The sequence below is a fragment of the Aeromonas sp. s3 genome (genome assembly GCF_040907805.1).
Lineage (GTDB): Bacteria > Pseudomonadota > Gammaproteobacteria > Enterobacterales > Aeromonadaceae > Aeromonas > Aeromonas dhakensis.
Map to the genome: position 1 here is coordinate 25,562 of NZ_JBFOCQ010000018.1, position 20,171 is coordinate 45,732.

At 62.1% G+C, this 20,171-nt stretch carries 22 protein-coding genes; 12 read left to right on the top strand and 10 right to left on the bottom strand.

The genetic code is table 11. The features are described 5' to 3' along the window. Positions 1 to 34 precede the first annotated feature (34 nt). Positions 35 to 745, bottom strand: coding sequence for a tRNA1(Val) (adenine(37)-N6)-methyltransferase (locus AB5Y98_RS09870; RefSeq protein WP_368231828.1), 711 nt, complete (start codon positions 743 to 745; stop codon positions 35 to 37). 128 nt (positions 746 to 873) lie between these two features. Here AB5Y98_RS09870 and srmB point away from each other — a divergent pair, with 128 nt between their 5' ends. Continuing rightward, on the top strand, positions 874 to 2,097 hold the full coding sequence (gene srmB / locus AB5Y98_RS09875; protein WP_117405567.1) for an ATP-dependent RNA helicase SrmB: 1,224 nt from the start codon (positions 874 to 876) through the stop codon (positions 2,095 to 2,097). Between the two features lie 176 nt (positions 2,098 to 2,273). On the opposite strand, the gene yaaA is transcribed toward srmB, so the two are convergent. Genes yaaA through tapT form a run of 3 tightly spaced genes read right to left on the bottom strand, consistent with a single transcriptional unit; the run spans position 2,274 to position 5,251 of the window. After that, positions 2,274 to 3,047: a peroxide stress protein YaaA gene (gene yaaA / locus AB5Y98_RS09880; protein ID WP_117405568.1), complete on the bottom strand. Its 774-nt coding sequence runs from the start codon at positions 3,045 to 3,047 to the stop codon at positions 2,274 to 2,276. 31 nt (positions 3,048 to 3,078) lie between these two features. Further along, positions 3,079 to 4,188 (bottom strand): type IVa pilus ATPase TapU, encoded by a 1,110-nt coding sequence (tapU, locus tag AB5Y98_RS09885; RefSeq protein ID WP_368231829.1) that lies wholly within the window; start codon positions 4,186 to 4,188, stop codon positions 3,079 to 3,081. A gap of 28 nt (positions 4,189 to 4,216) precedes the next feature. Next, positions 4,217 to 5,251, bottom strand: coding sequence for a type IVa pilus ATPase TapT (gene tapT / locus AB5Y98_RS09890; RefSeq protein WP_005305010.1), 1,035 nt, complete (start codon positions 5,249 to 5,251; stop codon positions 4,217 to 4,219). Positions 5,252 to 5,290: 39 nt separating this feature from the next. Between tapT and AB5Y98_RS09895 the strand changes: the two genes are divergently transcribed. The 5 genes from AB5Y98_RS09895 to AB5Y98_RS09915 are packed head-to-tail and all read left to right on the top strand — an operon-like array spanning position 5,291 to position 8,206. Continuing rightward, a complete protein-coding gene (locus AB5Y98_RS09895) occupies positions 5,291 to 5,992 on the top strand; it encodes a YggS family pyridoxal phosphate-dependent enzyme (protein WP_368231830.1) in 702 nt (233 codons plus the stop codon). A gap of 60 nt (positions 5,993 to 6,052) precedes the next feature. Then, entirely contained in the window at positions 6,053 to 6,877 is an 825-nt protein-coding gene (gene proC, locus AB5Y98_RS09900) for a pyrroline-5-carboxylate reductase (RefSeq protein WP_368231831.1), read from the top strand. Between the two features lie 40 nt (positions 6,878 to 6,917). After that, entirely contained in the window at positions 6,918 to 7,469 is a 552-nt protein-coding gene (locus AB5Y98_RS09905; protein ID WP_368231832.1) for a YggT family protein, read from the top strand. Continuing rightward, on the top strand, positions 7,469 to 7,768 hold the full coding sequence (gene yggU / locus AB5Y98_RS09910) for a DUF167 family protein YggU (RefSeq protein WP_011707385.1): 300 nt from the start codon (positions 7,469 to 7,471) through the stop codon (positions 7,766 to 7,768). Before AB5Y98_RS09905 ends, yggU begins: the two co-directional genes overlap by 1 nt. Before the next feature lie 18 nt (positions 7,769 to 7,786). Beyond that, on the top strand, positions 7,787 to 8,206 hold the full coding sequence (locus AB5Y98_RS09915; protein ID WP_005304995.1) for a DUF4426 domain-containing protein: 420 nt from the start codon (positions 7,787 to 7,789) through the stop codon (positions 8,204 to 8,206). Positions 8,207 to 8,268: 62 nt separating this feature from the next. Here AB5Y98_RS09915 and AB5Y98_RS09920 read toward each other — a convergent pair whose 3' ends face one another. Next, positions 8,269 to 8,580: a hypothetical protein gene (locus AB5Y98_RS09920; protein ID WP_005304992.1), complete on the bottom strand. Its 312-nt coding sequence runs from the start codon at positions 8,578 to 8,580 to the stop codon at positions 8,269 to 8,271. Between the two features lie 120 nt (positions 8,581 to 8,700). Then, positions 8,701 to 10,305 (bottom strand): ABC transporter substrate-binding protein, encoded by a 1,605-nt coding sequence (locus tag AB5Y98_RS09925; protein ID WP_368231833.1) that lies wholly within the window; start codon positions 10,303 to 10,305, stop codon positions 8,701 to 8,703. A 168-nt stretch (positions 10,306 to 10,473) separates the two neighbouring features. On the opposite strand from AB5Y98_RS09925, the gene AB5Y98_RS09930 reads away from it, so the two are divergent. Next, positions 10,474 to 11,181: a ParB-like protein gene (locus AB5Y98_RS09930; protein ID WP_368231834.1), complete on the top strand. Its 708-nt coding sequence runs from the start codon at positions 10,474 to 10,476 to the stop codon at positions 11,179 to 11,181. 40 nt (positions 11,182 to 11,221) lie between these two features. Here the strand turns inward: AB5Y98_RS09930 and AB5Y98_RS09935 are convergent, their stop codons facing one another. After that, a complete protein-coding gene (locus tag AB5Y98_RS09935) occupies positions 11,222 to 11,881 on the bottom strand; it encodes a CatB-related O-acetyltransferase (protein ID WP_368231835.1) in 660 nt (219 codons plus the stop codon). Positions 11,882 to 12,171: 290 nt separating this feature from the next. Here AB5Y98_RS09935 and AB5Y98_RS09940 point away from each other — a divergent pair, with 290 nt between their 5' ends. After that, positions 12,172 to 12,600 (top strand): DUF2753 family protein, encoded by a 429-nt coding sequence (locus AB5Y98_RS09940; RefSeq protein ID WP_025201166.1) that lies wholly within the window; start codon positions 12,172 to 12,174, stop codon positions 12,598 to 12,600. A gap of 3 nt (positions 12,601 to 12,603) precedes the next feature. Here AB5Y98_RS09940 and AB5Y98_RS09945 read toward each other — a convergent pair whose 3' ends face one another. Further along, positions 12,604 to 13,353 (bottom strand): enoyl-CoA hydratase-related protein, encoded by a 750-nt coding sequence (locus AB5Y98_RS09945; RefSeq protein WP_368231836.1) that lies wholly within the window; start codon positions 13,351 to 13,353, stop codon positions 12,604 to 12,606. A gap of 89 nt (positions 13,354 to 13,442) precedes the next feature. Here AB5Y98_RS09945 and AB5Y98_RS09950 point away from each other — a divergent pair, with 89 nt between their 5' ends. From AB5Y98_RS09950 to AB5Y98_RS09960, 3 genes are all read left to right on the top strand, one after another. Continuing rightward, positions 13,443 to 13,883, top strand: a complete 441-nt coding sequence (locus tag AB5Y98_RS09950) for a copper chaperone PCu(A)C (protein ID WP_010636187.1) — start codon at positions 13,443 to 13,445, stop codon at positions 13,881 to 13,883. A gap of 93 nt (positions 13,884 to 13,976) precedes the next feature. Next, positions 13,977 to 14,606, top strand: a complete 630-nt coding sequence (locus AB5Y98_RS09955; RefSeq protein WP_010636188.1) for a TIGR04219 family outer membrane beta-barrel protein — start codon at positions 13,977 to 13,979, stop codon at positions 14,604 to 14,606. 65 nt (positions 14,607 to 14,671) lie between these two features. Then, the gene (locus AB5Y98_RS09960; RefSeq protein ID WP_005304962.1) at positions 14,672 to 15,352 is read left to right on the top strand and encodes an SDR family oxidoreductase; all 681 of its coding nucleotides are present in this window, start codon (positions 14,672 to 14,674) and stop codon (positions 15,350 to 15,352) included. A 92-nt stretch (positions 15,353 to 15,444) separates the two neighbouring features. Here the strand turns inward: AB5Y98_RS09960 and AB5Y98_RS09965 are convergent, their stop codons facing one another. Then, positions 15,445 to 17,169, bottom strand: a complete 1,725-nt coding sequence (locus tag AB5Y98_RS09965; RefSeq protein WP_017787582.1) for a proline--tRNA ligase — start codon at positions 17,167 to 17,169, stop codon at positions 15,445 to 15,447. Positions 17,170 to 17,304: 135 nt separating this feature from the next. Further along, complete coding sequence (locus AB5Y98_RS09970; RefSeq protein ID WP_368231837.1) at positions 17,305 to 19,314, bottom strand: methyl-accepting chemotaxis protein; 2,010 nt, start codon at positions 19,312 to 19,314, stop codon at positions 17,305 to 17,307. Between the two features lie 237 nt (positions 19,315 to 19,551). Between AB5Y98_RS09970 and ruvA the strand changes: the two genes are divergently transcribed. Further along, the gene (gene ruvA / locus AB5Y98_RS09975) at positions 19,552 to 20,166 is read left to right on the top strand and encodes a Holliday junction branch migration protein RuvA (RefSeq protein WP_017765794.1); all 615 of its coding nucleotides are present in this window, start codon (positions 19,552 to 19,554) and stop codon (positions 20,164 to 20,166) included. Positions 20,167 to 20,171: the final 5 nt, after the last annotated feature.

Consider the following 20,171-nt stretch of genomic DNA (forward strand, 5'->3'; position numbering starts at 1 on the left):
CATAATGGCGTGAAAAAATAGTTCAAGACGAAATTTACATCTTCAAATAGAAGGGGCTGGTCAGTTGGATATATCTGTCGGAATAGGTTCCCTCAGCAGAATGGATCACAATTTCACCCCTATCACACCTGTTTAATCCTCTGCCAAGTAGCAATAAAACACGATTTGCCTCTTTTCCCGCCCTGGTGATAACAGCTGTATAACAAACGGCATGCAGATCATAATCCGCCGAAATGCATAAAATTTCATCGGCCATGACCGTCGGCACGACCAGTGCGACCTGACCATCGGGGGTCAGCAAGCGGTCGCAGGCGGCCAGCAGAGCATAGCTGTCGAGGGCGCCGGTATGGCGGGCCATCGCCCTGGCCGGATCGCGAAATGACTGGCCCGCCACGAAGTAGGGGGGGTTGGCGACGATGAGATCGTAAGGGTCGGCCTGATACCCCTGAATGGCGCTCTCTATGATGGTGACCCGCCGCGGCCAGGGGGAGGCGGCTGCGTTCTCGCGGGCCTGCTGCGCCGCATGCTTATCCAGCTCCACCGCATCGATGCGGCAGTCGGCGTGGCTGCGTTGGGCCAGCATCAGGGCGATGAGGCCGCTGCCGGTGCCAATGTCGAGGATCCGGCGGGCCTTGCCGAGCGGTGCCCAGGCGCCCAGCAGAATGCCGTCGGTGCCCACCTTCATGGCGCAGCGATCGTGCTCGACGTGAAACTGTTTGAAGGTAAAACCGCTGTTTCGTGCCATCCGACTCCCGTTCTGTACCCGCCTCGCAGAAAATGGTCGGCGATTATAGCGGCTAAGGCACAGTCACCATAGGAGCCGACGACATAATCGCCTATAATCTGCCGTTTCCTTAATGACCGAGTATTGCCATGAGCCAGTCCTTTGATGATTTCGACCTGAATCCAGCCCTCAACCGGGCCTTGGCCGAGATGGGTTTCACCCGCCCCACCACCATCCAGCAGATGGTGCTGGAGCCAGCCCTGGACGGCCGCGATATTCTGGCATCCGCCCCGACCGGCACCGGCAAGACCGCCGCCTTCCTGTTGCCGGCGCTCCAGCATCTGCTGGACTTCCCACGCCGCAAGCCGGGCCCCTGCCGCATGCTGGTACTGACCCCGACCCGCGAGCTGGCGCTGCAGGTGACCGCTCACGCCAAGGCGCTGGCGGCCCACACCAACCTCAGCATCGAGACCATCATCGGCGGCGTCAGCCACGAAGAGCAGCTGCCGGCCCTGACCAAGACCACCGACATAGTGGTCGCCACCCCGGGCCGTCTGCTCGAGTACATCGAGAAAGAGGAGTTCGAGAGCCACGACATCGAGGTGCTGGTGCTGGATGAAGCGGATCGCATGCTGGACATGGGCTTCATCAAGGACGTAAACCGCATCGTGGAAGAGGCGCGCTATCGCAAGCACACCATGCTCTTCTCCGCCACCCTGGAAGGGGCTGGCCTCGAGAAGTTCGCCAACGATATCCTGAAGGACCCGGTGGAGCTGCACGCCGAGCCGCCGCGCAGCGAGCGTCGCCCGATCACCCAGTGGGTTCACCTGGCCGACGACGCTGCCCACAAGCTGGCCCTGCTGGTGCACATCCTGAAGAACCCGGAAACCCAGAAGGCCATCATCTTCGTCAAGACCCGCGAGCGGCTGGCAGAGCTCTCAGGCCAGCTGCAGGCGGCGGGCGTGCCCTGCGCCTGGATCCGTGGCGAGATGGAGCAGGCCAAGCGCATCGAGTCGATCCGCAAGTTCCATGAAGGGGAGGTGCCCTTCCTCATCGCCACCGACGTTGCCGCCCGCGGCATCGACCTGCCCAACGTCAGCCACGTCATCAACTACGACATGCCTTACGGCGCCGATGTTTACGTTCACCGTATCGGCCGTACCGGCCGCGCCGGCAACCGCGGTTGCGCCATCAGCCTGGTGGAGGCCCACGACATGGCCATGGTGGCCAAGATCGAACGCTACACCGAAGAGCGCCTCAAGCGCCGGGTGATCGACGAGCTGCGTCCCAAGCACAAGGAGGCGCGGGTGCCGGTGAAGAAGAAAAAGCCGAAGGACGACAAGAAGAAGTCTGCCAAGAAGAAAAAGAAGTAAGCCTGCCCGCCACAACGGCCATCCCCGGATGGCCGTTGTGCTTTTTGGCGTTTGATGGGCCGAATGTCGGGCAGAAAAAAGCCGACGCATAAACGTCGGCCAATAAAAAGTGCTTACAACAGAGGATTCACCTATTCAGACTGGAGGATCCTGAAATTGGTTCCCTCGGGTCGTAATTAATTTTCAGCGCGTTTGAACATCAGGGTGTTGGCATCGGACTCTTCCGGTACGAAGTAGTAGCCATCGCTGTTGAACCCGGTCAGCTGTTCCACCTTGGTGAGTCTGTGCTTGATGATGTGACGGGCCATCATGCCGCGTGCCTTCTTGGCGTAGAAGCTGATGATCTTGAACTGTCCGTTCTTCTCGTCCTTGAACACCGGCGTGATGATGCGCCCCTGCAGGGCCTTGGGGCGTACCGACTTGAAGTACTCGTCGGAGGCGAGATTGATCAGCACCTCGTCCCCTTGGGCGGCCAGCGCCTTGTTCAGGTGTTCGGTGATGATGTCGCCCCAGAACTGATAGAGATCCTTGCCGCGCGCGTTGTCGAGCCGAATGCCCATCTCCAGCCGGTAGGGCATCATCAGATCGAGCGGACGCAGCACCCCGTAAAGGCCAGAGAGCATGCGCAGGTGGGCCTGGGCGAAGTCGAGATCCGCCTCGCTGAAATCTTCCACCGCCAGCCCCGTGTAGACATCTCCCTTGAAGGCCAGCAGTGCCTGACGGGCGTTGGCCGGGGTGAAGTCGGGTTGCCAGTCGGCAAAACGGGCGGCGTTGAGGCCGGCCAGCTTGTCGCTGATCTTCATCAGGCTGGCGATCTGGTCCGGGCTCAACTGGCGGGCGCGGCCGATCAGTTCGGCGGAGTGGTCCAGCAGCTCGGGTTGAGTGAAACGGGAAGTCACCAGCGGCGACTCGTAGTCCAGCGTCTTGGCCGGGGAAACCACAATCAGCATAACGATCCTTTATAGCGGTGACGCACGCCCCTCATTCATCCAGGGTGACGTTGTCGAGTGTGCCTGAACCCAGCTGCTCTCGGCCCGACAGCTTGATCAGCAGTCGCAGGTCGTTGGCGGAGTCGGCATGGGCAAGGGCCTCACTGTAGCCAATTTGGCCGGCACAGAACAGGGCGAACAGCGCCTGATCGAAGGTCTGCATGCCGAGTTCGGTGGACTTGGTCATCACCTCCTTGAGCCGGTGCATCTCCCCCTTGCGGATGATGTCGGTGATGAGCGGGGTGTTGAGCAACACCTCGAAGGCGGCAAAACGACGCCGTCCATCCGGGCTGGGCAGCAGTTGCTGGGCCACGATGGCACGCAGGTTGAAGGAGAGGTCGAACAGGAACTGGCGGTGTTTCTCCTGGGGCACCAGGTGCAAGATGCGATCCAGAGCCTGGTTGGCGTTGTTGGCATGCAGGGTGGCGAGGCAGAGGTGACCGGTCTCGGCAAACTGCAGGGCAAACTCCATGGTCTCCTGGCTGCGGATTTCGCCGATCAGGATCACGTCCGGCGCCTGGCGCAGCGAGCTCTTCAGCGCCACGTCGAACGACTCCGTGTCTATGCCCACCTCGCGCTGGGTGATCAGGCTGCGGCCGTGCTGATGCACGAACTCCACCGGATCTTCCACTGTCAGGATGTGGCCGTCCACATGCTGGTTGCGATAGCCGATCATGGCCGCCTGGGTGGTGGACTTGCCGGCGCCGGTGGCACCGACGAACAGCACCAGTCCGCGCTTGGCGAGGGCGATCTCCTGCAATATGGGGGGCAGTGCCAGCTCGTCGAAGGTGGGGATGCGGGTCTCGATGCGGCGCAGCACCATGCCCGGCAGCTCCTGCTGCCAGAAGGCGCTGACCCGAAAGCGGCCAAGCTCCTCGCGGTGGATGGCGTAGTTGGCCTCCTTGGTGCGCAGGTAGCGTTCGAAGTGCTCCGGGCTCAGGGTCTCCTTGACCAGCGCCAGTGCCCTTGCCTTGTCGAGGGGCGCTTCTGCCAGTGACTGCAGGTGGCCATTGAGCTTGAGGGTCGGCGGCGTGCCGACCGTGATGAACAGATCCGAGCCTTTGCGGGCGACCAGCTCGGTCAGCAGGGCATCCAGATTCATAACGACTCCTTCCCTAGATTCGTCGTGGTTAGATGGTGTTGGGATCGACCGCCTTGGCCTTGGCATCCAGCGCCGCCACCATGCCGCGACTCACCAGCTGCTTGAGGCTCTGATCCATGGTCTGCATGCCGTGGGTCATCCCGGTCTGGATCACCGAGTAGAGCTGGGCGATCTTGTCCTCCCGGATGAGGTTTCGCACGGCAGGAATACCCATCATGATCTCGTGGGCCGCCACCCGGCCGCCACCGATGCGTTTGAGCAGAGTCTGGGAGATGACCGCCCGCAGCGATTCGGAGAGCATGGAGCGCACCATGTCTTTTTCCGCACCGGGAAAGACGTCGATGATCCGGTCGATGGTCTTGGCCGCCGACGAGGTGTGCAGGGTGCCGAACACCAGGTGGCCGGTCTCGGCCGCGGTCATGGCAAGGCGAATGGTCTCGAGGTCACGCATTTCACCCACCAGTATGATGTCCGGGTCTTCCCGCAGCGCCGAACGCAAGGCGTTGCTGAAGCTCTTGGTATCGCGGTGCACTTCCCGCTGGTTTACCAGGCAGCGCTTGTTCTCGTGCACGAATTCGATGGGATCCTCGATGGTGAGGATGTGGTGATGAAAGTTCTCGTTGATGTAGTTGACCATGGCCGCCAGGGTGGTGGATTTGCCCGAGCCGGTCGGACCGGTCACCAGCACCAAGCCGCGGGGGTATTCGGCAATCTTGCGAAAGATCTCCGGGGCATCCAGATCTTCCAGGCTCAGCACAGTGCTGGGGATGGTCCGAAATACCGCGCCGGAACCGCGCGCCTGCTGGAAGGCGTTGACCCGGAAGCGAGCGAGGTTCGGCACCTCGAACGAGAAGTCCACCTCGAAGTTCTCTTCCAGTTCCTTGCGCTGGTGGTCGTTCATGATGTCATAGATGAGGGCGTGTACTTCCCGATGCTCCAGGGCGGGCAAATTGATCTTGCGAACCTCGCCATCAACCCTGATCATCGGGGGAACCCCGGCCGAGAGGTGTAGATCCGAGGCTTTATGTTTTACACTGAAAGCCAATAACTCTGTGATATCCATAGATTTGTCATTCTCCCATCACTAGATCACGAACGAAACATGAGCCAGATTGCCGAGCACCTGCTTCAGGTAAAGGAACGTATTGTACAAGCCGCCAGCCGGGCTGGCCGACGCGGCGATCACATCCAGCTGCTGGCGGTCAGCAAGACCAAACCGCTGGAGGCCGTTTGCGAGGCCTATGCCGCCGGTCAACGCCGCTTCGGCGAATCCTACGCCCAGGAAGCGGCCACCAAGATAGATACCCTGCGTGAGCAGGGGACCTGTACAGACATAGAGTGGCACTTTATCGGCCCGCTGCAATCGAACAAGTCCAAGCTGGTGGCCGAGCGGTTCGACTGGGTACAGAGCGTGGACAGAGAGAAGCTGATCGAACGCCTCAACAACCAGCGCCCGGCCGGGCTCGCGCCGCTAAATATCTGTCTGCAAATCAATATTAGCGGAGAGAGCAGCAAATCCGGAACGTCGGAGCAAGAGATTTTCCGTCTGGCCGAACTGGTCTCCCGCTGCGAACGGCTGCGGCTGCGCGGTCTGATGGCCATTCCGGAGCACACCAGCGACGAGGTTGTGCTGGCCGCCCAGATGGCGCGTATGCAGACTCTGTTCACCGAGCTTGCGCGACAATACCCGGGCGTGGACACCCTCTCGATGGGGATGACCGAGGATCTCGAACTGGCGATCGACCACGGCAGCACCATGGTGCGGGTCGGTACCGCCATCTTCGGTGCCCGCGACTATTCATGAGCAGGAGCCCGTGATGCGGTGCGTGCGGGCTCTGCTTTCTTCAGATCACAGGAGTGTTTGATGCAGTACAGAACCCTCGCCTTTATCGGGGCTGGCAACATGAGCCGCAGCATCATTGCCGGCCTGGTCCAGGCGGGCTACCCGGCTGACCGGATCATTGCCGCCAACCCAAGCCGGCCCAAGCTGGATGCGCTGGCTGGCGACTACGGCATTCGCGTCACCCAGGACAACGCCGAGGCGGCCCGGGCGGCCGAAGTCATCGTGCTGGCGGTCAAGCCGCAGCTGATGGCGGCCATGCTGAGCGCGCTGGTGACGGCGCTGGGCACGCTGGAGGGCAAGCTGCTCATCTCCATCGCCGCCGGCATCAAGGTGGCACGGCTGGCGGAGATGGCGGGCGGCCACGGCCGAATCATCCGCACCATGCCGAACACCCCGTCTCTGCTGGGGCTGGGCATGACCGGGCTGTACGCCCCGGCCGGCATCGAGCTGGCCGATCGTGAGCTGGCCGAGCAGATGATGCAGGCGGTGGGCAAAACCCTCTGGGTGGAGCAGGAGTCCGGTATCAACGGCGTCATCGCCGCGGCCGGCAGTGCGCCTGCCTACTTCTTCCTGTTCATGCAGGCCATCGCCGAGGAGGCCGAGGCCATGGGCTTCTCCCCCGAGCAGGCCCGCCTGCTGGTGCAGCAGACCGCCCTTGGCGCGGCTGCCATGGTCGAGCAGAATCCCGAGCTGTCGCTGCAGACCCTGCGCGAGCAGGTGACCAGCAAGGGTGGCACCACCGCCGAGGCGATCAAGACTTTCCAGCAGCAGGGGCTGATGCCGCTGACTGCGCAAGCCATGCAGGCGGCCGTTGCTCGGGCCGGCGAAATGGAAACCCTGTTCTGAACCCGATTTTCGTTACTCTCAGTTGCAACCTGGAGCCCAGATGAACACTGCTTACTTTCTGATTAATACAATTTTTGACCTCTATCTCATGGTGGTGCTGTTGCGCGTCTGGCTGCAGTGGGCCCGTGCCGACTTCTACAACCCCATGAGCCAGATGGTGGTCAAGCTGACCAATCCGCTGGTGGTGCCGCTGCGCCGGGTCATTCCCGGGCTGGGCGGGCTGGATCTGGCCTCGGTGCTGCTGGCGCTGCTTATCGCCTTCTCCAAGCTGGCGCTGCTCAAGAGCATGAACGTGCTGCTGGCCGACTGGCTCACCCTCAGCCTGTTTGCCGCCCTCACCGTGCTGAAGAAGGCCGGCTCCATGATCTTCTGGGTGTTGCTGATCCGTGCCATCCTGAGCTGGGTCAGCCAGGGTCGCAACCCCATCGAGTACGTGATGCACCAGCTGACCGAGCCCTTCCTGGCCCCTATTCGCCGCATTCTGCCGGCGCTGGGCGGGCTGGATCTCTCCGTGCTGGTCGCCTTTATCGGGCTGCAGGCCATAAACTATCTGTTGGGGGATCTGTTCGGCCAGCTGTGGTGGATGATTTGATGGCAGCCGTCCTGCGGGAAGGGGATGAGCTGATAATGCATCTGATGATCCAGCCCAAGGCGAGTCGGGATCAGATCGTCGGATTGCACGGAGAAGAGTTGAAAGTGGCCATCACGGCGCCGCCGGTGGATGGTCAGGCCAACAGCCACTTGATCAAGTATCTGGCCAAGCAGTTCAAGGTGGCCAAAGGGCAGGTTCGCATCGTGCGGGGGGAGCTGGGACGGCACAAGACGGTCGCCATCGAGGCGCCCAGGCAGATCCCCGCCGAGGTCAGTGCTCTGCTGGACAATCAGGGTTAACACGAGAAGGATGACACCATGAAAACAGCCTGGATAAGCTGCCTGTTGGCACTGTTGCTGACCTTGCCCCTGCGGGCCGAACAGATGAAGGAGCTGGGCCCCTGGCAGGTGCACTACAGCGCCTTCAACTCCAGCTTCCTCACCCCCGAGGTGGCCAAGGCCTATGGCCTGGAGCGCAGTCGCTACAACGGCATCGTCAATATCGCTGTGCAGAACAAGCAGGGGGTGGCCCAGGCGGTGGGGATCACCGGCGAGGCCAAGAACCTCACCGGCACCATCCGCAACCTGACCTTCCAGGAGGTCAAGGAGGGCAACGCCATCTACTATCTGGCGGTGCTGCCCTATCGCAACGAGGATACCTACCAGTTCACCCTGAAGATCATGGGGGAGGGGCAGCAGCAGACGCTGACCTTCCAGCAGACCTTCTACGTCGACTGATGCCGGCACCCGCCATGCCCTGAAAAAAAGCCCCGAACGCAGGTTCGGGGCTTTTTATGACGTTATGACGGCGAGTCGGTCGGCGGGGTGAAGTCGTGGATCTCCCCCAGTCGCGGGGTGAAGCGAGGATCCTGATCCCGGTTGTGTTCCACCCACTCCATGGCCTGGCAGAAGCTCTCCCGCTTCGAGAACTCGCTGCGCACCTGGTCGATGGCCCGCTCCGCGCTGCGCCGTTCCATCTTGCTGGCCTTGCGGTCGCTGAACTGTTGCTGCTGGGCCAGCATCCATTCGGTGAAGGCCTGGCGGCACTGTGTTTCGCTGGCCGCCTGGGCGGGCAGGGTCAGCAGCAGAGAGATCATCAATACAAAACGCATAACAAACCGGTGATTGAGGGGGTGGTTGCCTGAAAGGGCGGCATTTTATGCCGAAAACTTGAGCATGAACAGAGGGCGATGGCAGAAGATTGGGGCCGGCATGGCCGGCCCCGGGCAGGATCAGTGCTTGACCAGGTAGAGCTGGCGGCTGTAGGCCACGTCTTCCGGATTGTTGATGGGGTAACCCTTGAGCCAGGGCTTTATCAGCCGGGCGTTGGTGTACTGATAGATGGGGGCGATCGGCGCCTCCTCCAGCAGTACGGCCTCGGCCTCATCGAACAGCCGGGCCCGTTCACGGGGATCCTGACTGTTGGCCGCCTTGGCCAGCAGGGCATCGTAGCCGGTGTTGGCGAAGCGGGCCATATTGCCGCTGTGGTGGGAGCCCCACAGGCCGAGGAAGGCTGATGGATCGTTGTAATCGGCCACCCATGAGGAGCGGATCACCTCGAACTGGCCACTCTGGCGGCTGTCGAGATAGCTTTTCCACTCCTGGTTGGTGAGTTCGACTTGCGCCCCCAGCTTCTGTTTCCACAGGTTGGCGATGGCCAGCGCCATCTTTTTGTGCACCTCGGCCGTGTTGTAGAGCAGGGTCAGCTTGAGCGGGTTGGCCGGGCCGTAGCCCGCCTCCTTGAGCAGGGCTCTGGCCTTGTCGTCGAGGACCCGTTGACTGCTGCTGGAGAGCAGGTTGGCCTTGGGCTCGAAGCCGGCGACCACGTCCGGGGTGAAGTGATAGGCCGGTTTCTCACCCGTACCCAGGATCTTGTTGGCGATGAGGCCCCGATCGATGGTGTAGGAGAGCGCCTTGCGCACCCGCACATCGTTGAGAGGGGCGCGCTGGGTGTTGAAGGCGTAGTAGTAGGTGCCGAGCTGATCCGGGGTATAGACCTCGCCCGGGATCTGCTGCATCAGCTTGTGATACTGCTCCTTGGGGAAGGACTCGGTGATGTGCAGGTCACCGGCCAGATAGCGGTTGGTGGCCGCACTCTCCTGGTTGATGGGCACGAAGGTGACCCTGGTCAGCACGGTATGGGCACGATCCCAGTAGTAGGGGTTGGGGGTCAGCTCCAGCTTCTCGTTCACCACCCGGTGACTCAGCACGAAGGCGCCGTTGCCGACCAGCTTGCCGGGCTGGGTCCACTGGTTGCCGTATTGCTCCATGCTGGCGCGATGCAGCGGCGACAGGCTGGGGTGGGTCAGCAGGCTCAGGAAGTAGGGCACCGGCTGGGAGAGGGTCACCTGCAGGGTATGCTGGTCGAGGGCCTTCACGCCGAGTTCCTCGGGGGGCAGCTTGCCGGCCACTATGTCGTCCACCTTGTCGAAGCGGGCCAGCTGGGCGAACCAGACAAAGGTGGCGGCCTCTTTGGGATCGACCAGTTTGCGCCAGCCGTAGACGAAGTCGGCGGCCTGCACGGGATCGCCGTTCGACCAGCGGGCGTCCGGGTGCAGATGGAAGGTGAAGCGCTGATTGCCCTGGTTGTCCCAGCTGGCGGCCACCCCAGGCAGTACCTTGCCGTCCGGCCCCTGGGTCAGCAGCCCCTCGTAGAGATCCCGCAGCACCTGCAGTTCGGGCAGGCCGACCAGCTTGAGCGGACTCAGGCTCGCCGGTTCGTCTTTCAGATGACGCACGACGGCCTGTTCGGCGGCGAGCTGGGTGCCGGGCGGAACATCGGCAGCCTGGACACAGGCACTGCCCAGCAGGGCCAGCAGAAGACTCCATCCTTTCATGGTTAATCCTTCAAATAGTGTGAAGCGGGGAGAAAACTCGGCGATAAGTGGTCGCCGACAGACGGGAAATCATGATATCCCGTTTGCTGGTCAGACCGCCAGTATGAGTCCCTCGGCAGGGGACGTTGGCGCCCACGTTGACTCCCAATCCGGGGAGAGGAGCAAGCGATGAGAACATGGATCCTGTTGGCCCTGGCCATCAGTCAGGGGGCCTGGGCGCTAGCGCCGTGCGAGCGGCAGAGCCAGGTCGGCAGCTGGTGCGAGGCAAACATTGCCGCGCTGCACCCCACCCAGGGAGGCGTGGGCCAGATCCAGGTCGACAACACCCAGGCCGAGCTGACGGGCAAGAGCGCAAAACAGCTCGACAAGGTGATGAAAAAGAAAGAGATCCCCATCGTCATCGCACCCGATGGCGGCTACTGGCTGGTGGACAGACACCATCTGACCAAGGCGCTGTGGCAACTCGGGGTGAAGCAGGTTCGGGTCAAGGTGATCGCCAGGCTGCAGGACAAGGCCAGCTTCTGGAGCCAGATGCAGGGCAATCATTGGGCCTGGCTCAAGGACGAGCAGGGGCGGCCCCTCACGCCGGAACAGTTGCCGAGCCGCATCGACTTGCTACCCGACTACCCCTATCGCACCCTGGCCGGGTTGCTGCAGGATGCGGGCTATTTCGACAAGCGGGAGCAGGTCTACTTTGTCGAGTTCGCCTGGGCCAGCTGGCTTGGCCGGCAGATGGACTGGCTGCCGATCGACAGCGCCAACCTGGCGGATCGCCTCTATCAGGCCAAGCGACTGGCGTGCAGCAACAAGGCGGCCGATCTGCCCGGCTACCCCGGCAAGCAGTGCTGGGTCAATCAGCCCGATAGCGGCAACTGAGCGACAGGATGAAAGCGGGGGGCCATGGCCCCCCGCTGCATCATGGTCGGGTCTCTCCCCAGCGGGCGGCAGCCTGTTCCAGCAGGGCCACCTCGCCTTGCTGGATCAGTGGCAGCAGGGCCTGCACCTGTTCATCTGGCCACTCCCACCAGGCCAGCGCCTGCAGACGGGCAATCTCGTCCTCCTCAAAGCGCATCCTGATCACTCGGGCCGGGGTACCGGCCACCATGGCATAGGGCGGCACATCCTGATTGACCAGGGTTCGTGCCGCTATGATGGCGCCGTCGCCGATGGTGACCCCCGGCATGATCATGGCGTCCATGCCGAGCCAGACATCGTTGCCGATACGGGTGTCGCCGGCCGGGCGGTAGCTGCGCCGGAGCGCCTCCACATCTGAAAACGGATAGGTGCTGATGAAGGCCGTGTTGTGGGTCTGGTTGCCACCCATGATGATCTTCACCCCGGCGGCTATTTGTACATAGTCGCCGATATGGAGCTGATCGATGTGCCAGAGCGGCTCCCAGCCGGTCTCCGGGTTGCGGCTGAAACGGTCGCCGTGCAGATAGCGCACGGCATGCTCTTCAAAGGGGCCGTCCCAGGCGCCGGAGTAGTAGCTGTGGCCCCCCTTCAGGTGGATGTTGGGGTTGCTCACCGTCAGATGCAGGTACTCGACCTGCGACCAGTGTTGGCAGGGTTTCATGGCTGTTTCCTCGTTCAAATGGATAGGGGTGGATGACGCGAGGAGCGCAGCTAATAGATCCAGACCAGCAGGCGGGGCACGCACAGGGTCGAGCAGCCCAGCGCCTGGGGTAAACGGGGTCGCAGCATGGGAAGAGGGATCCTGAAAGATGAGCGCCCATGGTAAGCCATGCCGGGGTGGGAGCCAAGCCGTGCACCGCCAGCTGGTTAGAACCTGCACAAAATATCGGGTTGATATTCATTCTCAACTGGGCATGATAAAAGTCCCACCCATCAACCTGGGAGATCGGCATGACCCATCAAATCTGGCAGCGTTACATGCTGGAGGCTGAAAACGCGCTGGGCGCCGGCGCGCTCGGCGCCGCCATCTGCCTCTATCAACAGGCCCTCGCCGAGGTGTATGAACTGAGTGACGGCGATCTGGATGAACTGGCCAGCATGCGGGTGGCGACCTGCCACCGGCTGGCCGATTTCTGGCGCGCCATGGAGGAGCCTGCCTACGAGCTGCGCTACCTCAAGCTGGCCTCCGAGCTGGTCACTGCGCTGGTGCCCCAGTGTCCGAACCGGGAGTGTGAATCCCTCATCAGTGAACTGGGCTGCTGCCGGGCGGCGCTGCTCTCTTTCCTCAAGCGCCACCCCAATCCAGACATCGCTCGCCTGATCCAGTTGCAGGATCAGGTGCAGGGCTGCGAGCTGATCGGCCGTTTTCGCCTCAACTGAGGATCATTTACGGCCCTTGAGGCGCTGGGCGATCCGCGTCTGCGCCTCTTCCCCCTGCAGGGCGAGGGAGAAGGCGCGCGCCTCCAGATCGATGACGAAGTGCACCGCCTGCCTGAGCTCCTGCTTGAGCAGCGCCTTGCTCTTTTGCAGCGCCCTGGGCGCTTTGGCCGCCAGCTTCAGACCCTGCTCCCTGGCAAAGGGGAGCAGGGCTTCGGCCGTCAGCACCCGGTTGGCAAGGCCGAGTCGCAGCGCCTCGTCGGCATCGATGGCTTCGGCCAGCAGCAACAGCTCCGCTGCCTTCAGGTGACCCACGCTGCGCGGCAGCAGCAGGCTTGAGGCAAACTCCGGCACCAGCCCCAGCTCGACGAAGGGCAGTTGCAGACGAGCATTGTCGGCCAGATAGACCAGATCGCAGTGCAGCAGCAGGGTAGTGCCGATGCCGACCGCGGCGCCGCCGACCGCGGCGATCACCGGTTTGGGGAAGTCGGCCAGGGTATGCAGAAATTGCAGGATGGGGTCGTCGGGATCCAGCCCCGTCTTGCCCATGAAGTCGGCCAGATCATTGCCGGCGGTGAAGCAGTCGGGCTGTCCCTGAATGAGCAGGGCATGGATGGCGTCATCCGCCGTCGCTTGCCGCAATGCCTCGGTGAGCGCACGATACATGACGGTATTGAGGGCGTTGCGCTTGTCGGGGCGATTGAGGGTCAAGGTGAGCAAGCCATCCTGCTGCTCGGCAATGATAATGGGGTCCATGTCTAAATCCTTGTTATTGCTGGCTGTCAAAGGCTTACCGCTGCGGTAAGCTTTGTTGCGTTTAACAACATCATAAAAGGATTTCAACCATGTTTAAACGTGCGTTCTATTCCCTGCTGGCCCTGGGACTGGCCGCTCCCGCCCTGGCCAAGGTCGAGGCCGTCGACGGTTATGTGCGCCTGCTGCCGCCGGGCTCTCCCAATACCGCCGCCTTCCTGGTGCTGAAGAATGATGCCGATCAGCCGGTCAAGCTGGTGGCTGCCGCCTCGCCCGAGGTGGGCCGTGCCGAGCTGCACACTCATCTGCACGAGAACGGCGTGATGAGGATGCGCCAGGTCGAGAGCATAGAGGTGCCGGCCAAGGGGGAAGTGGCGCTCAAGCCCGGCAGTTTCCACATCATGCTGTTCGAGGTGCGTGAGCTCTCCCAGGGCACCCCTTTCCCGCTGACGCTGACCATGGATGATGGCCAGCAGCTGGAGCTGAGCCTGCCGGTGAAGCCGGTTGAACCCATGGCAGGCATGCAGCACTGACATTAATGGACGCTTGTTCAGCTTTTTACACTGTGTATTCCCGTCGCTCTGGGTAAAATGATGGCCTTTCCAGTCCAACAAGAGAGTAACGTGATGAAGAAGACCTTGATTGCCGGTTGTGTGCTGGCCCTGTTCAGCCAGGCTGCCATGGCTGCCGATGACTGGCGTTTTGCCGCCGGTGCCGATGTATGGAATGCTCAGGGCAGCGGCCAGATCAACGGTGTCGGGGCCAACGGCAGCTACGACGAGAACTACAACTGGAGCGGCTACCTGCAACTGGAGCACGGTATCATCCTGCTGCCCAACGCCAAGTTCGAGATCTCCGATTTCGGCACCAGCGGCGGCGCCCTCAACAACGATCTGATGGCCTATGACCTGAGCCTTTACTATCGCCTGTTCAACAACGATCTGTTCCAGATCGACCTGGGTCTGACCGGTCGTCGCTACGATGGCGATTTCAACACCCAGCACTACTCCTATGACAAGGACGTGCTGATGGCCTACACCGGCGCCGAACTGCGTATCCCGGGTACCGGCTTTGCTGCTTTCGGCGATGCCCGCGTGCAGGATGCCGACAACTACGACTACCGTCTGGGTGGCTCCTACAAGTTCGCGACCGTACCGCTCAAGGTGCGTGCCGGCTGGCGTGATGCGAGCATGGACTTCGATCGCGTTGACCAGCGGGTAGACGGCTGGTTCATCGGCGGCGAATTCACCTTCTAAATACTGGCAATCTCTGGTGACGATGCCCTCATCATCCCGATGGCGGCATCCGGCGAGGAACGAACATGGGTCATATCATAGTGACGGGGGCGGGATCCGGCTTGGGCCGCGCCTTGACCATAGGTCTGGTTGAACGGGGCCATCAGGTTTCCATGATGGGGCGTCGTTATCAGAAGCTGCAGGAGCAGGAAGCCTTGCTCGGCAAGGCGGTGATTGGCATTGCCGCCGATCTGGCGCACCATGAGGAAGTGGATGTCGCCTTTGCCGCCGCGGTGGAGTGGGGCGGCCTGCCCGAGCTGGTGCTGCATTGCGCCGGCGTGGGCGAGTTCGGCCCGGTCGGCGTCTATACCGCCGAGCAGATCCGCCGGGTGGTGGAGAGCAATCTCATCTCCACCATTCTGGTGGCCCAGCAGACGGTGCGCCTCATCGGCGACAAGGGCGGGGTGCTGGCCAATGTGCTCTCTTCCGCCGCCCAGGTGGGCAAGGCCAACGAGAGTCTCTACTGCGCCTCCAAATGGGGGATGCGCGGCTTTCTCGAATCCTTGCGGGCCGAGCTGAAGGGCTCGCCGCTGCGGCTGGTGAACCTCTATCCGAGCGGGATCCGCAGTGAATTCTGGGACAACTCGGATCACGTGGACAGCAGCGGCTTCATGACCCCGGAAGATGCCGCCGCCTACATGCTGGATGCACTGGAAGCCAGAAGCAGCTGCCACGTGACCGATCTCTTTATCGGTCGCAATCCCTGACAAAAGGCCGCCGTCATCCGGTTGCCATCGTCAGAATACAGAAACAAAAAGCGCGCCATCGGCGCGCTTTTTTATACCTGCAAGGGGCGGGATTAACGGCCCAGCTTGGCCTTGAGCATGGCGACGATGTCGCTGATGGCCACTTCCTGCTTCTCGCCGGTGCGGCGGCACTTGTACTCCACCACGCCGTTGTCCATGCCGCGCTCGCCGATGACGATGCCGTGCGGCACGCCCAGCAGCTCCATGTCGGCGAACATCACGCCCGGACGCTCTTTACGGTCGTCGAACAGCACGTCGACACCGGCGGCCTTCAGCTCGGCGTAGAACTGCTCGGCCAGCTCGGCAACGCGCACGGACTTGTGCATGTTCATCGGTACGATGGCCACTTCGAACGGGGCGATGGCGTCCGGCCAGATGATGCCGTACTGGTCGTTGTTCTGCTCGATGGCGGCAGCCACCAGGCGGGAAACCCCGATGCCGTAGCAACCCATCTCCATGGTGACGGACTTGCCGCCTTCATTCAGCACGCTCGCCTTCATGGCTTCGGAGTACTTGGTACCCAGCTGGAAGATGTGGCCCACTTCGATGCCGCGTTTGAGCAGCAGCTTGCCCTGGCCGCACGGGCTCGGGTCGCCTTCCACCACGTTGCGCAGGTCGGCAACTTCATAGGTGGTGATGTCGCGATCCCAGTTGGCACCGGTCAGGTGGAAGCCGGTCTCGTTGGCGCCACAGACGAAGTCAGCCAGGTGGGCGGCGCTGCGATCGGCGATGATGCGACCGGCAAAGCCGACCGGGCCGATAGAGCCAGCATCACAGCCGGCGGCTGCCTTGATCTGCTCGTCATTGGCGAAGGTCAGCGGGTTGGCGACACCCGGCAGCTTCTCGGCCTTGATTTCGTTCAGCTCGTGGTCGCCACGCAGCACCAGCGCGATGACGGCCTGGTTGCCGTGCTCGTCCGCTTCACCCAGCACCAGCAGGGTCTTGGCGACGGTGCTCGGGGCCACGCTCAGGAAGGCGGCCACTTCATCGATGGTGTGGACGTTCGGGGTCGCAACCTTGGTCAGGGCTGCGGTGGCAGCGGCGCGCTCGCCAGCCGGCGCCAGCGCCTCGGCCATCTCGATGTTGGCGGCGTAATCGGAGCTGTCGGAGAAGGCGATCAGGTCTTCACCGCTCTCGGCCAGCACCTGGAATTCGTGGGAGCCGGTACCACCGATGGAGCCGGTATCGGCCTGCACCGGACGGAAGTTCAGACCCATGCGGGTGAACGCCTTGCAGTAGGCGGCGTGCATCTTCTCGTAGGTATCGACCAGGGAGGCCTTGTCGATGTGGAAGGAGTAGGCGTCCTTCATCAGGAACTCGCGGCCACGCATCACGCCGAAACGGGGACGAACTTCGTCGCGGAACTTGGTCTGGATCTGGTACAGATTCAGCGGCAACTGCTTGTAGCTGTTCACTTCGTAACGGATCAGCGCGGTGATCACCTCTTCGTGGGTCGGGCCCAGTACGAAGGGACGGTTGTGACGGTCGGTCAGACGGCACAGCTCGGGACCGTAGTCATCCCAGCGGCCGGACTCCTGCCACAGCTCGGCGGGCTGAACCACCGGCATGGAGACCTCGATGGCACCAGCATTGTTCATCTCTTCGCGAACAATGTTCTCGATTTTTTTCAGAACCCGCAGACCGGACGGCAGCCAGGCATACATGCCGGAGGCCAGTTTGCGGATCATGCCGGCGCGCAGCATCAGCTGATGGCTGATGATCTCGGCGTCGGACGGGGTTTCCTTGAGAGTGGAAAGCAGATATTGGCTGGTACGCATCGCGGTAGACCTTAGCTAAGACGGGCGGCGGGGCCCTGGATAATTTCAAGAGCGGAATTTTAACAGGACGGGCCCTGCGGCCCAAGGGCTAAATTCGTACGATGGGAGAAAGCGGGGGCATCGCCCCCGCTGCGGTCAGACCCGAAATTGCGACAGCAACCGCTGTTGCAGCAGGCTGGCCTGATGCAGGGAGGAGGCGAGCTGCAGACACTCCTGCGCCTCCTGCTCGCCAGTCTGGGCCTGCTGGCTGATGCCGGAGACCTTGTCCGAGGTGTGGCTCAGGGTATGGGAGAGCTGGCCGGTGGCATCCGCCACCTGCTGTACCATGTCCGCCAGGTGGTCGATGGCGCCCTCCACCTTGAACAGGATCTGCTTGGTGTTGTCGGAATCCGCCATGCCCGACTCCACCGTCTTCAGGTTGCGCTGCATCATCAGGTAGGCGGTTTCGGTCTGCTGCTGGATGCTGTTGATCACCTCGTTGATCTCGGCGCTGGAGGAGGCGGTGCGATTGGCCAGGGTGCGCACTTCGTCGGCCACCACCGCAAAGCCGCGGCCCATCTCGCCGGCCCGGGCGGCCTCGATGGCGGCGTTGAGCGCCAGCAGATTGGTCTGCTCGGAAATGCCGCTGATGGTGGAGATGATCTGGCCTATCTGGCTGGCCTGCTCCTTGAGGGCGTTGATGGCGGTGGCGCATTCGCCCACCTCCATCACCACCCGCTGCATGCCCGCGCTGGCGGAGGAGACATACTGACTGCTCTCGGTGGTGAGCTGGCGCACCTCGTTGGCATTTTGCGCCGCTAGGCTGCAGTTGTCCGAGATGGTGGTGGCCACCTGCACCATCTGCTCGCTGTCATGGTGCAGCGCCTGGGCATGTTCGGCCGTCTGGCGGCTGCTCTGGCTGATGGCCTGAACCCGGTTGACCGAGGTGTGCACGTGCTCGCTGATGTGCTGGTTGTTGTCCATGGTGGAGCTGATCATCTTCTGCAGCTTCTCGATGAAGCGATCCACGCTGCCGGCCAGCGAGCCGATTTCGTCGTCACGCCTGAGGTTGATGCGGGCGTTGAGATCCCCTTCACCGGCTGCGATGTCCTGCATGCGCCGATTGACTTGCAGCAGGGGCCGCACGATGGCGCGCACCAGCCAGAAGCCGCACAGGGTCACGATCAGCAGGCTGAACAGCAGGCCGCCCAGGATCAGACTCTTGGTATGGTTGATGATGGTGTTGAGCTGACCCACCTGATCCTCGACCGTGGCATCGCCCTTTGCCTCCACCTCGACCAGCAATTTCTTGAGCTGATCGGCGCTGCGCTCATAGCTGGTCAGCTGGCGTTGATACTCGCCAAGGGCTGCCATCCACTGCACCATCAATTGCTGAACCTCGGTTTCCTGCGCCCGATACTGGGTTGCCAGCGACTGGCCGGCAAACTCCCCCTCAGCGGGCACATCAAACAGTCCGCTGGCCAGCATGGCGTCGACCGCCTCCCGGTAGAAGCGGGTCGCCTCCTCCATCTCGCTCTGGATGGCGGGGGTGAGCCCTTCGCTCTGCATCTTCTCCAGCGCATAGAGCTGACGCAGGAAGCCTATGTTGGCCTCCATGCCGCCATCGGCCGCGTGCCAGCGGGTTGCCAGTCCGCCATTCCAGCTGATGGCCTGATCCGGTGACTGGGTGAGGCTCTCGACCGCGCCATCACCCACCACCTCGAGCTGGGTCGAGAGGCGGGACATGCGTTCAGAACTGGCGCGCAGCGCCTGATCGAGGCGGGTAAACGTCTGGTAGAGCGCCAGCAGCTGTTCCTGCTGCTGCTGGTAGACCTGATGCTGCTGGTTCATGGTGTTGATGGCGGCGTCATCGATGAGCCGACCTTCGCCCACCCGGCGCATGGCGTCGGTGGTGGCGGTTCTGGCCTGCTGCAGCTCCTGCTCGTCGAGGGACATGCCTCTGAGCATCTTCTGGATGTAGAGCGACTGGTTGCCGAGCTCGATGGAGCCCTCCATGGCGCCGTCTGCAGTCTGCCAGGCGGCACCCAGCACATAGGAGAGCAGATCCGCCAGCCGCTGACTGCCATACCAGCCGACGACGCCCATGCCCAGCGTGCAGCTGAGCAGAATGGCCAGCCCCAGGTTCGATGTGGTGACGATTTTCATGATTAAGGACCTTCCTTGGCTCCAAACAAACCCAATTTAGTGTTTTATCAGTGGCAACAAAATGCCATGCCAGATGGAAAATAAAGTTGTTGCCCGGCTCGGATCCAAGCATGGCTTGGAACGTGCGAATGTGCCGAAAATCCGCTGCGGTCCCGCCGCCCTATGCTGGATACTTATCCAGTTATTCTTTATGCTATGAGCCAATTTACAGATAGCTGGTTTGGCGAGGAGAGAGCCGTGATTGGTCGCTTGAGAGGCGTAGTCATTGAGAAACAACCCCCCGAGGTATTGCTGGAGGTCGGGGGCGTGGGCTATGAGGTGCACATGCCCATGAGCTGCTTCTATGATCTGCCCGAGATCGGTAAGGAAGCGGTCATTCACACCCATTTCGTGGTGCGGGAAGACGCCCAACTGCTGTACGGCTTCAATCACAAGCAGGAGCGGGCGCTGTTTCGCGAGTTGATCAAGACCAACGGGGTCGGCCCCAAGCTGGCGCTGGCCATCCTCTCCGGCATGACCGCCACCCAGTTCGTGCTGAGTGTCGAGCGCGAGGAGATAAGCTCCCTGGTCAAGTTGCCAGGGGTTGGCAAGAAGACCGCCGAGCGACTGGTGGTGGAGATGAAGGACAGGCTCAAGGGCTGGGTCAGCCACGATCTCTTCTCGCCGGCCGAGATCAGTCTGCCTGCCAAGGAGAGTGCCCTGCGGGCGCCGGATTCGAGCGAAGAGGCCGCCAGTGCGCTGGTGGCACTCGGTTACAAACCGCAACAGGCCAGCCAGATCGTCAGCAAGGTGGCGGTGGATGGCATGTCGGTGGAAGATATCATCCGTGAAGCGCTGCGCAGCCTGGTGTGAGGTAG